Source organism: Nocardioides sp. P4_G4, assembly GCF_056401085.1.
Genome location: NZ_JBFUKA010000010.1, coordinates 50,374 through 62,988 on the forward strand (window position 1 = coordinate 50,374; position 12,615 = coordinate 62,988).

The 12,615-nt window shown below is 69.8% G+C and carries 13 protein-coding genes and 1 tRNA gene; 5 read left to right on the top strand and 9 right to left on the bottom strand.

What is annotated here, in order from left to right:
- The first annotated feature begins 2 nt into the window (after positions 1–2).
- Complete coding sequence (locus AC1DQF_RS04110) at positions 3–1,421, top strand: tannase/feruloyl esterase family alpha/beta hydrolase (protein ID WP_477523934.1); 1,419 nt, start codon at positions 3–5, stop codon at positions 1,419–1,421.
- A 65-nt stretch (positions 1,422–1,486) separates the two neighbouring features.
- On the opposite strand, the gene AC1DQF_RS04115 is transcribed toward AC1DQF_RS04110, so the two are convergent.
- Positions 1,487–1,569: transfer RNA gene (locus AC1DQF_RS04115), tRNA-Tyr, on the bottom strand.
- Between the two features lie 77 nt (positions 1,570–1,646).
- Between AC1DQF_RS04115 and AC1DQF_RS04120 the strand changes: the two genes are divergently transcribed.
- Positions 1,647–2,138 carry a YajQ family cyclic di-GMP-binding protein gene (locus tag AC1DQF_RS04120; RefSeq protein WP_056887594.1) on the top strand — a complete coding sequence of 164 codons (492 nt, stop codon included), beginning with the start codon at positions 1,647–1,649 and terminating at the stop codon, positions 2,136–2,138.
- Between the two features lie 42 nt (positions 2,139–2,180).
- Here AC1DQF_RS04120 and AC1DQF_RS04125 read toward each other — a convergent pair whose 3' ends face one another.
- Complete coding sequence (locus AC1DQF_RS04125; protein ID WP_477523935.1) at positions 2,181–3,134, bottom strand: diacylglycerol/lipid kinase family protein; 954 nt, start codon at positions 3,132–3,134, stop codon at positions 2,181–2,183.
- Positions 3,135–3,209: 75 nt separating this feature from the next.
- On the opposite strand from AC1DQF_RS04125, the gene AC1DQF_RS04130 reads away from it, so the two are divergent.
- Positions 3,210–4,019: a DUF1206 domain-containing protein gene (locus AC1DQF_RS04130; protein ID WP_477523936.1), complete on the top strand. Its 810-nt coding sequence runs from the start codon at positions 3,210–3,212 to the stop codon at positions 4,017–4,019.
- Here the strand turns inward: AC1DQF_RS04130 and AC1DQF_RS04135 are convergent.
- Both AC1DQF_RS04135 and AC1DQF_RS04140 read right to left on the bottom strand, forming a co-directional pair.
- Positions 4,004–4,744: a phosphatase PAP2 family protein gene (locus AC1DQF_RS04135; protein WP_477523937.1), complete on the bottom strand. Its 741-nt coding sequence runs from the start codon at positions 4,742–4,744 to the stop codon at positions 4,004–4,006. The two genes, AC1DQF_RS04130 and AC1DQF_RS04135, sit on opposite strands and share 16 nt — an antisense overlap.
- Complete coding sequence (locus AC1DQF_RS04140; RefSeq protein WP_477523938.1) at positions 4,744–5,439, bottom strand: phosphatase PAP2 family protein; 696 nt, start codon at positions 5,437–5,439, stop codon at positions 4,744–4,746. The genes AC1DQF_RS04135 and AC1DQF_RS04140 overlap by 1 nt, the downstream gene beginning before the upstream one ends.
- A gap of 75 nt (positions 5,440–5,514) precedes the next feature.
- Between AC1DQF_RS04140 and AC1DQF_RS04145 the strand changes: the two genes are divergently transcribed.
- A complete protein-coding gene (locus AC1DQF_RS04145) occupies positions 5,515–7,263 on the top strand; it encodes a phospholipase D family protein (RefSeq protein WP_477523939.1) in 1,749 nt (582 codons plus the stop codon).
- 3 nt (positions 7,264–7,266) lie between these two features.
- On the top strand, positions 7,267–8,382 hold the full coding sequence (locus AC1DQF_RS04150; RefSeq protein WP_477523940.1) for a PPK2 family polyphosphate kinase: 1,116 nt from the start codon (positions 7,267–7,269) through the stop codon (positions 8,380–8,382).
- A gap of 79 nt (positions 8,383–8,461) precedes the next feature.
- Here the strand turns inward: AC1DQF_RS04150 and AC1DQF_RS04155 are convergent, their stop codons facing one another.
- The 5 genes from AC1DQF_RS04155 to cysT form a co-directional block, all read right to left on the bottom strand.
- Positions 8,462–9,178: a LamG domain-containing protein gene (locus AC1DQF_RS04155; protein ID WP_477523941.1), complete on the bottom strand. Its 717-nt coding sequence runs from the start codon at positions 9,176–9,178 to the stop codon at positions 8,462–8,464.
- A gap of 73 nt (positions 9,179–9,251) precedes the next feature.
- A complete protein-coding gene (locus tag AC1DQF_RS04160; RefSeq protein WP_477523942.1) occupies positions 9,252–9,893 on the bottom strand; it encodes a cobalamin B12-binding domain-containing protein in 642 nt (213 codons plus the stop codon).
- Between the two features lie 99 nt (positions 9,894–9,992).
- Complete coding sequence (locus AC1DQF_RS04165) at positions 9,993–10,976, bottom strand: sulfate/molybdate ABC transporter ATP-binding protein (protein WP_477523943.1); 984 nt, start codon at positions 10,974–10,976, stop codon at positions 9,993–9,995.
- Entirely contained in the window at positions 10,973–11,806 is an 834-nt protein-coding gene (locus tag AC1DQF_RS04170; RefSeq protein ID WP_477523944.1) for a sulfate ABC transporter permease, read from the bottom strand. Before AC1DQF_RS04170 ends, AC1DQF_RS04165 begins: the two co-directional genes overlap by 4 nt.
- Positions 11,799–12,615, bottom strand: an 817-nt coding sequence (gene cysT, locus AC1DQF_RS04175; RefSeq protein WP_477523945.1) for a sulfate ABC transporter permease subunit CysT, incomplete at its 5' end; no start/stop codon positions are given. The genes AC1DQF_RS04170 and cysT, both read right to left, overlap by 8 nt.

Below are 12,615 nucleotides of genomic sequence, written 5' to 3' on the forward strand. Positions count from 1 at the left end.
ACATGACTCCTCTTCCGCATCTCCTCGCCCGGGCCACCGCCCTCGTCGTGCTCGTCGGAGGCACGCTGGCCGGCGGCGTGGCCGGCACCGCCGCCCACGCCGGCACGGCCGATCGTCCACCTCACCCCGACCCCACCGGACCGGGCTGGTGCGCGGACCACGACGCCCTGACCGTCAAGGGCGCCGAGCTGCAGGTGTCGGCCTGCCTCGACGACCTCACGACGGCCGGCACGGTCGCCTCCGGCCACACCAACCAGGCCGACTGGAACGGCCTGCACGCCGCCGGCACCGTCAACCCCAGCGGCGTGCCGGGCATCCAGGTGGACGGCTACTTCCCCGACACCTCGACCAGCAACACCAACCACGGCTGGAACCACGACTCCCAGTTCGTCATCCGTCTCCCGGAGGAGTGGAACGGCGGGATCGTCGTCACCGGCGCTCCCGGCGTGCGCGCCCAGTACGCCAACGACTTCATCATCAGTGACTGGGTGCTGAGCAAGGGCTACGCCTTCGCCTCGACCGACAAGGGCAACACCGGGGCGGCCTTCTACCGCGACGGCTCGACCCCCGGCGGCTCGATCCGCGAGTGGCACCAGCGGGTCACCCAGCTCACCCGTGCCACGAAGCGCGTGGTGCGCCAGGCGTACGGCACCCAGCCCGAGCGCACCTACATGGCCGGCATCTCCAACGGCGGCTACCTGACGCGCTGGCAGCTGGAGAACAACCCGCAGCTCTTCGACGGCGGCCTCGACTGGGAGGGCACCCTCTTCCGCGCCGAGGGCCCGAACCTGTTCACCTTCCTCCCGACGGCACTCAAGAACTACCCGGCGTACGCCGCGACCGGGGACCAGGCCGCCCACGACGCGATCATCGGCGCCGGCTTCGCGCCCGGGTCGGAGTTCCTCTGGGCGTTCCACCACTCCTACTACTGGGACCTGACCCAGCGGATCTACCGCGAGGAGCTCGACCCCACGTGGGACGGCGCGCTGGACGCCGGGGTGCCGTTCTGCGCCAGCGGGACGCCGTCGTGCGACGCGGACTACGACTACGCGTCGCGTCCGCAGTCGGTGAAGGACGCCATGCGGTCGATCTCGCTCACCGGCCGCATCCGGCGGCCGATGATCACCGTGCACGGCTCCCTGGACACGCTGCTCCCCCCGGCCGTGGACTCCGACGTGTACGACGCGCTGGTCGACCGGGCCGGCAGCGGCCGGCTGCACCGCTACTACCTGGTCGAGGACGGCACGCACACCGACGGCCTCTACACCGCCTATCCCGACCGGCTGCGGCCGCTGCTCCCCTGCGCCCGGGACGCGTTCGACCTCCTGACCGCCTGGGTGGAGGACGGGGTGGCACCGCCTGCCGACGGCTTCCGGCCGCGACCCGCCGACGGCGACCTGCTCAACACCTGCACCCTCTGACCCGCGTCCCTGACGCGGCACGCAACGCAGAACGGCCGGACCCTGCGGGTCCGGCCGTTCGTGTGTGGCAGATGAAGGATTCGAACCTTCGAAGGCATAAGCCGACGGATTTACAGTCCGTTCCCATTGGCCGCTCGGGCAATCTGCCAGTGCGTCACCCCTGTGGGGATCAACAGCACGAGAGGATAGCGTCTGTCGCACCTACAGGAGAAACCGGAGGGACCCATGGCCGACTCGAGCTTCGACATCGTGAGCAAGCTGGACCGTCAGGAGGTCGACAACGCGCTGGGACAGGCGGCGCGGGAGATCGCGACCCGCTTCGACTTCAAGGGCACGGGCGCCACCATCGAGTGGCAGGGAGAGCAGGCGATCGAGATCACGGCGTCGGCCGACGACCGCGCGACCGCGGTGCTCGACGTCTTCAAGGACAAGCTGATCAAGCGCAACCAGAGCCTGAAGATCCTCGACGCGTCGGAGCCGCGCGCGTCCGGCCAGCAGTCCAAGATCTCCATCGCGCTCAAGGAGGGGATCACCTCCGAGGACGCCAAGAAGATCGGCAAGCTGATCCGCGACGAGGGGCCCAAGGGCGTCAAGGCGCAGGTCCAGGGCGACGAGCTGCGGGTGTCGTCGAAGAAGCGGGACGACCTCCAGGCCGTGCAGGCGCTGGTGAAGGCGCAGGACTACGACTTCGCGGTCCAGTTCACCAACTACCGCTGATCCACGCCCAGAAGCGAGCCAGGGCCCTCCCAGAGTCCGTCCTCAGGCGCTGTCCGGTCCGACGCGGACCACGAGGGACGCTGGCTGTACCACGAAGCGCAGCCGGCCCACCGCGGTCAGGACGTCGCCGTCGACCTCGCACAGCTGTGGCGGGTCGACCCGCACGGTGAGGTCACGGCCCCGGTGTCGCTGGAGCGAGGGCCCGTCGCCGCGGTTGGTCAGCACTCGGGCGGCTACCCCGATCCACTGGGTCAGGCTCTCGGGGCTGACGATGGCCACGTCCAGCTGGGCGTCATCGACCTCGGCATCGGGCAGCAGCACCATGCCTCCGGTGAGCTCGCCGCAGTTGCCGACCACGACCGTGCGGGCCGTGCAGGGATCGGCCGCGCGCCCGTCCACGACCAGGTCGAGCTCGAACGGGTCGTCGCCCAGGTGCTTGCCACCGCTGGTGACGTAGGCCGCCCAGCCGACCTTGTCCTTCACGCCCTCGGGGGCGTCATCCATGGTCTGGGCGTCGAAGCCGACTCCGGCCATGACGGTGAAGCAGTGGACGTTGTCGGCGCCGGTGCGCAGGTCGCCACTGCGTTGGCTCTGGTCGGGGTCGACGACCATCCATCCGACATCGATCGTGCGGTCCTGGCCGGAGAACGCCGCGGCGGCCGCGGTGTCCAGGGAGTCGACCGGGAGCCCGAGGTTGCGGGCCAACAGGTTCCCGGTACCGCCCGGGAGCAGACCCAACGCGACGCCGGTGCCCACGAGCTCCTGCGCCACCGCCCGCACCGTGCCGTCGCCCCCGAGGACGCACACCATGCCGGCGCCGTCGCGCACGGCCTGCCGGGCCTGACCGAAGCCGGGGTCCTCCTCGGTCGTCTCGACCAGTGTCAGCGCCCCGATGCCGGCCGCGGTGGCGGCGTCCTCGAGAACCGTTCGGACTTCAGCGAGCGCGACCTTCATCGGGTTGACGATGACGGTGATTGAAGAACCTGTGGCATTCACGCGCGTACCCTGTCACGGCGCCTGCGATGCTTCGCGGCGGTGGTCCGGTGAAGACCGGTGGGCGAGGGAGAAATCATGAACAGCATCAGCGATCGAGCCGGCGACGTGGGCGGGTCCGCGAACAAGGCAGCAGAGAAGACCGGTGACCATCCCGTGGTCGAGTGGGGAGCACGCGTCGGCTACGGCGCAAGCGGCGTCCTGCACCTGCTGCTGGCCTACCTGACCGCAGACATCGCTGTGGGCGGGGCCAGCAGGCAGGCGAGCCAGTCCGGGGCGCTGGCGACACTCGCGCAGGAACCGTTCGGGCAGGTCCTGCTCTGGGTGATCGCGGTCGGGTTCGCCCTGCTCGCCGTGTGGCAGCTGACCGAGCTCATCACCCGGCACAAGGCGTTCGACAAGGCGAAGGCCGGCGGCAAGCTCGTCCTGTACGCCGCGCTCGCCTGGACCTCTGGCGTCTTCGCCTCCGGCGGTCACACGTCGAGCAACAAGCAGACCAAGGACTTCACGGTCACCCTGATGGAGGCGCCGGCAGGGCGGTTCCTCGTCGGTCTGGTCGGGGTCGCCATCATCGGCATCGCCGGCTACCACGTGTACAAGGGCTGGCAGGAGAAGTTCCTCGGGGACCTGCAGGAGCACCCGGGCAGGGCCGTGGTCGTCGTCGCCAAGGTCGGCTACATCGGCAAGGGCATCGCGCTTGCGGCCGTGGGCGTCCTCTTCATCACGGCTGCGATCAAGCAGCAGGCGGGGGAGGTCACCGGCATGGACGGCGCGCTCCGATCGATGCAGGACCTTCCGGCCGGCATGGTCATCCTGCTCGGCATCGCGCTCGGCCTGGCGGCCTACGGCGTGTACTCCTTCGCGCGCGCCCGCTACGCGCGCGTCTGACCCACGGCATCCGCCTCGGTGTCGGTACCGGCATCGGTACCGGCGCCGCGGCGCAACCAGCACCACGCGAGTCCGACCGCGACCACGCCGTTGACCATGGCCACGATCACGTCGCTGACATGGTGCATGCCGCGATAGAGCCGCGCCGTGCCGACGAGGAACGGGATCGCCAGACACACGCCGACGACCACCCTGCGAAGCACCGGGTTCGGGATCCGCAGCGCCATCAGCGCCAACGTGAAGTACAACCCGGTCGCGGCACCGGTGTGCCCGCTCGGGAAGCTCGAGGTCGGCGGGGAGTCGTCCAGCTTCTCGACATGGGGCCGCTCGCGGTCGATGAGGAGCGTGGTGAAGAAGAAGACCAGCGCCTGGAGGCTGATCGCGATGAGGGGTACGACCGCGTACCACCACTGCTTGGTCCGCCACCAGACCAGCGCGACCACGACCAGGCACACGCCGACGATGCTGACCGTCGCGCCGGTCCACGAGAAGAAGAGCGTGACAGCGTCCCAGAACGCCGTACGTGACGACTCCAGGCTCTTGTTGACGCTCTCCTCGGAGGAGCCCAGGTCCTTGAGCGGGCCTTCTGTGAGCAGCCAGCCCAGGGAGAGCACGACCAGCCACCACACGACCATGGGGGCCAGGGCGCGGACCGCCAGGTCACGGCCGGCCTGCTTGGCGGTGGGTCGGGACGTGTCGTCCTGCCAGCGGGTGAGGAACGCCATCAGTGTGAACCTTTCGTCGTGCTGTCGGTGGGGTCGGGTGGAGTCCAGCCCATGTAGCCCGCGTAGGACGCGAGCGTCAGCCCGCAGCCGAGCAGCACGCCGGCCGTGACGTCGGACAGGAAGTGGGCACCCGCATAGAGCCTGTCGGCACAGGTCACGATCACCCAGGCCGCACCGAGGCCGATCAGCAGCCCTCGTAGGCGGGTACCGACGAGATGCCAGACCAGCAGGACGACCACGGTGACGACGATCGCGTTGTTGGTGGCGTGACCGGAGGGAAACGAGAATCCGGCGTGCGGGGCGATCGGGTGGTCGATCTCGGGACGCGCACGGCGTACGAAGAGCTTGAGCACGACCGCCACAGCCCAGCCGGCAGTCATCGTCGCCAGCGCCCACCAGGCCCGCGTCCTCAGGTGCTTGCCGAACCAGACGTAGAGGCTCACCGGCAGACCCACGAACACGTACATCACCCACGGCTGGCTGACCGTCTCCCAGGTCTCGACGACGGACCCGAACCGTGGGTGGCCGCGCGTGTAGTCGGTGGCGGCGACGATGATGTCCTGGTCGAGGTCCACCAGCGGCCCGTACTTGGTGCGGATGAGGAACGCCAGCACCCCCAGAGGGACCGCGACGACAACGGCGTAGACGACCGCACGCGTGAGCCGGCGCCAGCGGGAGACGACGAGGGTGTCCATGGCGGCATCCTTGCACTGCCGGAGTCCGGTGCCGGGAGGCCACCGGCACGTCACGTTCTTGACACGGCCGACAAGATGACTGCCGTGGATGTGCGCGCATGGCTCCTGACCAGCCGGGAGCGCGAGAACCCGCACACCCGAATCGACGACGTGCGCGGCGATGGCACGGCTTGGAGCTGCGGCAACACGGTGCGCGCCATCGTCCACGGTCGGGCCTACTTCGAGGAGCTCCACGAGCGCATCACCGGCCTCGGCGCCGGGGACCGTCTCTACTTCGCCGACTGGCAAGGCGACCCGGACCAGCTGCTCACCGACGACCCTGCGTCGACCCTCGACGCCACGTTGGTCGCGGCATGCCACCGCGGCGTCGACGTACGTGGTCTGCTGTGGCGTTCCCACTGGCATCGCTTCGGCTTCAGTGCCCACCGGCACCGCTATCTCGGCGACGAGATCGGTGAGGCCGGCGGGCAGTGCCTGCGAGACATGCGGGTGCGGACCCGGGGTGCCCACCACCAGAAGTTCGTGGTCATCCGGTACGCCGAGGACCCCACCCGCGACATCGCCTACCTCGGTGGCATCGACCTGTGCCATGGCCGGCGCGACGACCACGCCCACCACGGCGACCCCCAACCGGTGGAGCTCGCCAAGGCATACGGCCCCACCCCGCCGTGGCACGACGTCCAGGTGGCGATCCAGGGCCCCGGTGTGCACGACGTGGAGACGACGTTCCACGAACGCTGGGAGGACAGCACCCCGCTCACCGTCAACCCGGTGCGTCTGGTGTCGAGCTGGGTGCACCGCGAGGACCTCTCCCCCGACCCGCTCGCTGCCCAGACACCGCCGCCGCCGCCGCGGCCCGATGGCCACGACGTCGTCCAGATCGTCCGGACCTTCCCGGTCATCGCGCCCAAGGGCTTCGACTTCGCGCCCGTCGGTGAGCGCTCGGTGATGCTGGGCAACACCAAGGCGATCGCCCACGCCGATCGGCTGGTCTACGTCGAGGACCAGTACCTGTGGTCCGACGACGTCGGCGAGCACTTCGCCACGGCGCTGCGGCGCAACCCCGAGCTCCGCCTGGTGGTGGTGCTGCCGATGGTGCCCGACCGCGAAGGCGCGCTGGCCGAGCTGCCGCAGCTCTACGGGCGGTCCCGGGCGATGCGCACGATCATCGAGGCAGGCGGCGACCGGGTCGCGGTGTTCGGCCTGTGCAACGAGGCCGGCATACCCATCTACGTACATTCCAAGACCTGCGTCATCGACCACCGCTGGGCCAGCGTGGGATCCGACAACCTCAACCGGCGCTCATGGACCAGCGACAGTGAGATCGCCTGCACCGTGCTCGACGAGCGCGGGGAGATGGATTCGCCCGCGCCCGAGGACTCCTTCCCGCGAGTACTGCTGCGAACCCTGGTCGCCGAGCACCTGGGGTGCGACGCTGCCGACGTGCCCGAGGACCCGCACGAGCTGTTCGACGCAATGGTCGCCTGCGCGAATGCCCTCGACGAGTGGTATGCCGGCGGCGCCCCCGACAAGAAGAGCGGTATCCGTGGGGTGCTGACCGGTCGGCGGCCGCACCGCATCGCCCCTGTCCCCCGATCGGTGGCCCCCCACGTCCCGGGTCACCGACGACGCCGCCAGCGAGTGGCAACCATGGCAGAGGCGTTGACGAAGCGCGGATCGGTGCACGCCGCCCGCCCGCCGGGTCGACTGCGCCGGCTGGCTCCGCCGGAGCTGACCGACCAGCAGCTCCGGTGGGCACCGCGGCTGTACGACCTGTTGTTCGACCCCGACGGCAGGCCTCAACCAGGAACAACCGGGAGCTGAACCATGGCCAAGAAACGTGACGTCGGCGCATGGCGCGAGGATCCACGCGATGCCCTCCGCTCCGGTCCCGACTTCGACCTGGACGCGATGGACCGGGGAGCGACTCCCGGTTGGACCGAGGACAAGAAGTCGGCCGAGTCCTTCTGCACGCAGCGCGGCAAGCTGCTGAGCGAGCTGCAGGAGCGCCTGTTCGCCGAGGGCTCGGCGGGGGCGGACCGATCGCTCCTGATCATCGTGCAGGGTCTCGACACCGCCGGGAAGGGAGGCGTCGCCCGGCACGTCATGAGCAAGGTCGACCCCCAGGGCGTTGCCCTGCGGTCGTTCGGGGCGCCGACCGAGGAGGAGCAGAAGCACCACTTCCTGTGGCGGATTCGCAAGGAGCTGCCCGGACCCGGTCTCATCGGGGTCTTCGACCGCTCGCACTACGAGGACGTGCTCGTCGCATCCGTCGACGCGCTGGTGCCGCGCGCGACCTGGGAGGCACGGTTCGACGAGATCAACCGGTTCGAGAGCGACCTCGTCGCGGCGGGCACGACCGTCTTGAAGTTCGGGTTGATGGTCAGCCACGACGAGCAGGGCGTTCGACTCATGAAGCGCCTGGACCGCCCCGACAAGCACTGGAAGTACAGCTCCAACGACCTGCCGACCCGGCGCCAGTGGGAGGACTACCAGAAGGCATACGCAGAGGTGTTCCGCCGCACCTCCACCGACGCCGCACCGTGGTACGTCGTCCCGGCAGACCACAAGTGGTACAGCCGTCTGGCCATCACCGAGATCCTGACCCAGACCCTGGTCGACATGGACCCCCAGTGGCCCTCGGTCCGTTGGGATCCGATGGTCCAGCGGCGCGAGCTCGCCCGCACCCTGAGCACCAAGGCCCTTGCCGTCTCCCTCGCCGAGACCGAGGAACAGGTCATGAAGGCCATCGAGGACGACCGCTCGGTCAACAAGAAGGCCGCCCGGGTCGCCACGGTGGGCGATGAGTCGGACCCGGTCGCCGACGCCGAGGCCAAGGCCAAGGCTGCCGAGGCTTCGGCAACCGTCGCCGCACGGCTGGTCGACCTGCAGCGCACTCGCCAGCAGAAGGTCGACCTGCTCGCAGCGCGTGACGAAGGCTGAGCCTGCTCGGGAACCCACCAGGAGACGCACTGGTCGTCACTCAGTGAGGTCGACGTCTCACCCGCAGGTCAGGCAGCGCTCAGCCGGAGCTCGCCACCTGCGCGTCGACGATCGCCCGGGCATCCGGGTCGATCACCCAGGTGACGAGGTCGATACGCCCGAAGAGCTGGTCGGAGGCACCGGCGGTGGACTTCTTGTTCCCCACCGTCAGGTTCTTGGTGTTGGCGATCGACCCGGGGCTCCACGTCACCGACCTCTGGACGCCGTCGACGGTGACGCCCACGACGCTCCCGTCGCGCCAGCAGGTCGCGGTGTGCCATGCCCCGTCGTCGATGGTGACGCTCGAGACGAGCATCGTGGCGCCCGACCTGCCCTTGATCCGACAGGCGACCGTCCCCCCGTGCGACGTGTCCAGCTGGAGCTTGACCTGCCCGGCGTCTCCGAAGAGGCCCTTCTGCACGAGGTTGCCGCTGTAGCTCCGGCTCGGGATGGGGCGGCTGGTGAAGACCACGCCCACCGCGAAGTTCTGCGTCCCGGGGTTGTCGTTCTGGCTGTGTGCCACGGTGCCGAGCGACGGCGACGCCGTGAACTCCACCGCTCCACCGACCTTGCCGCTGGCCGCCAGGATGCCGGAGCCCGTGAAGGTCATCGGCTGGGTGCCTTGCGCGTCCGGCACCACGCCCCCGGCGAGGTCCATCCCCCACGAGTTCCCCGGCACGGCGGCGAACGCGGCCAGGGGTTGGAGGAGCAGCAGACCGGCGACGATCCCTGCGGCGGTCCTGCGAAGGTGGGGCACGGTTCAGATGTACACCCGTTCACCGTGTCCGATCCATCGTCCAAAGGCGGTATCCCCTCGCGCGGTCGCAGGCCTACGGCTGGGCAGCCGCCCGTGGGCTGAGGTGGTCCAGGGCCGTCACCAGGTCGCTCGGCAGCAGCCGGGCACCCACCACCCGGGCGACCTCCTCGTCTGCACCCCGGCCGGCGATGAAGACCGGGTGGTCGAGGGCGAGCTTGGCCACCGAGGTGCTGTGGGCGGTCAGCGCGGTCGGTCGGGTCGCCGCGATCACCACGGCGTCCGCGTCGACGGCGCGGGCGGCGCCGACCAGCGCCGTCACGGGGGTGTCGGCCCCGAGGAAGAGCGTGCGCCAGCCGGCCTCCCCGAGCAGGAGGGAGAAGCAGAGCAGCATCAGGTCGTGCCGCTCCCCCGGCGGGCAGGCCAGCAGCACCCGGGGGCGCCGGAGGCCGTCCGGCGCGGGCAGCGCCTCGTGCTGGTGGGCCAGCGCGGAGAGCCGGCGGCGCAGCAGGTTGCTGGCGAAGTGCTCGTGGGCCACCGAGAGGGAGCCGTCCTCCCACCGGGAGCCCAGCTGGGTGAGGAACGGGATCACGACCCCGGTGAGCGCCTCGGGGAGGGGAACGTCCCAGAGCAGACCCACGAGCGCCCGGTCCGCGGCCTCCTCGTCGAAGGCCTCGATGCCCTCCCACAGCTCCTCGAGCGGATCCACGACCTTCACCACCGCACGATACCGCCGCGTCCCCCGTGATGGCACCGATCACCGGCCCCACCACGGGGAATCACCCGCATGGATGACGCGGGTGTCGTCGCGGCGATCTCAGACGGCCATCGACGGTCGCAGGGACGGCACGACGGTCGCACCGGCCGTCACGGTCAGCCACACCGTGCTCCCCTGATCGATGCCCACCGACCGGGCGTGGGTGCGGGTCATCACGACCGACACGTCCTCGCCGTCCACCGTCAGCACGTGCAGCCGGACCTCGAAGCCGACCCGGAGCATCCGGGAGACGGTGCCCTCGACGGCCCCCGCGAGCTGCGGCGACGTCGACACGTCGATGTCGTGGGGTCGGACCACGGTCCCGGACAGGTGCGTCACCTCGCCGAGGAAGGACATCACGAAGTCGTTGGCCGGGTCGTCGTAGAGCTGGTCGGGCGTGCCGACCTGCTCGACGCGACCCTCGTTGATGACCACGATCTCGTCGGCGACCTCGAGGGCCTCCTCCTGGTCGTGGGTGACGAACACCGTGGTGACCGCTACCTCGTCGTGCAGGCGCCGCAGCCACTCGCGCAGCTCCTTGCGGACCTTGGCGTCGAGGGCACCGAACGGCTCGTCGAGGAGCAGCACGCTCGGCTCCACCGCCAGGGCACGGGCCAGCGCCATGCGCTGGCGCTGGCCGCCGGAGAGCTGTGAGGGCAGCCGGTGCGCGAACTGCGAGAGGTGGACGAGCTTGAGCAGCTCGTCGACCCGCTCGGCGATCTCCGCCTTGGGCCGCTTGCGGATCTCGAGGCCGAAGGCGACGTTCTTGGCCACCGTCATGTGCTTGAAGACGGCGTAGTGCTGGAAGACGAAGCCGACGTTGCGCTTCTGGGGCGGCAGCCTCGTCGCGTCGGTGCCCTCGATCGACACGGTGCCGCTGTCGGCGCTGTCGAGGCCGGCGATGATGCGCAGCAGGGTGCTCTTGCCACCCCCGGACGGCCCGAGCAGGGCGGTCAGCTGTCCCGTCGGCAGCGAAACGGTGACGTCGCCGAGGGCGACGAAGTCCCCGAACTTCTTGCTGACTCCTGTGACCTCGATACTCACGAGCGGTTCTCCTTAGGACGGATCAGGGCGACCACGCCCAGGCAGATGACGGCAGCGAAGACAAGCATGAAAGACATGGAATACGCCGTCTGCTCGGCGAAGCCCTGATACTTGGCCTGGACGAGAAGGGGGGCAGTCTGGGTGGACCCGCCGACGTTGCCGGCGACGACCTGCACGGCACCGAACTCGCCGAGCGAGCGCGCCAGGGACAGCACGACGCCGTAGACGACGGCCCAGCGGATGCCGGGCAGGGTGATGCGCCAGAACGTCTGGGCACCGCTGGCGCCGAGGCTCCGGGCAGCCTGCTCCTGGTCGGTGCCGATCTCCTCGAGCACCGGCACCACCTCGCGGATGACCAGCGGCAGGGCAACGAAGGTCGTGGCCATCACGATGCCCGGCATTGCGAAGGTGACCTGGAAGCCGTGGGCCTCCAGGAAGGGGCCGAACCAGCCGTAGCGACCGTTGTAGACCAGCACCAGGGCCAGGCCGACCACGATCGGGGAGACCGCCAGCGGCAGGTCGATCAGCGCAGACAGCGCCCGCTTGCCCCAGAAGTTGTAGCGCACGAGCAGGAGTGACATGCCGACGCCGAAGATCAGGTTGAGGAGCACCGAGATGAGCGCGACCTGGACGGAGAGGATCAGTGCGTGCATGACGTCGGGGTCCTCGAGCGCGATACGGATGCCCTCGAGCCCATCGCCGAAGGTGCGCGCGACAACGAGCCCGGTCGGCCAGGCCACGAGCAGTCCGAGGTAGGTCACGACCACGATCCGCAGCGTCCAGGTCAGCAGCCGGGAGCGACCCCCTACGGCGCGGCTCGGGCTAGCCACGGCGAGCCAGCCGACGCTGTGTGATGTCGAGGACCACGATGGCCACCAGCGCCACGACCAGCAGCACCGTCGCCAGGGCCGCCGCCTGGGGGCGGTTGTCGCCCTCCAGCATGGACTTGACCCGGAACGATGCGACCTCGGTATTGTGCGCGAGGTTCCCCGAGAGCAGGACCATCGAGCCGTATTCGCTGATGCCGCGGGCGAAGGACAGCGCCGCGCCCGCGAAGATCGCCGGCGTCAGCGAGGGCAGAATCACCCGACGGAACGTCGTGGCGCGACTCGCGCCGAGCGAGGCGGCAGCGTCCTCCACGTCGGTCTCGAGCTCCTCGAGGACCGGCTGCACCGTCCGCACCACGAAAGGCAGGGTGACGAAGGCGATGGCCAGGTAGACAGCCGTCGGGGTGTTGTTGACCGACAGCCCGAGAGGGCCCCCCGTGCCGTAGAGGGCGAGCAGCACCAGCCCGGCCACGATCGTCGGCATCGCGAACGGGATGTCGATGAGGAGGTCGAGCAGGCCCTTACCCCAGAACCGGTCCCGGACCAGCACGTAGGCGATGACCGTTCCCATGACGATGTTGATCGCAGTGATCGTGGCGGACGCGAGCACGGTGAGCTTGAGAGCGTCGAAGGTCTGCGAGTTGGTGAAGACCGACGCGTAGGTGTCCAGCCCGCCCCCGGTCGCCTCCACCACCACGGCCGACAACGGGATGAGCACCAGGAGGCTGAACCAGGTGAGCGCGATCCCGAGCCCGAGGGCGGAACCCCGTCCCAGCGCGCCCGGACGGGTCGACCGGCGCGAACGCGCCGGC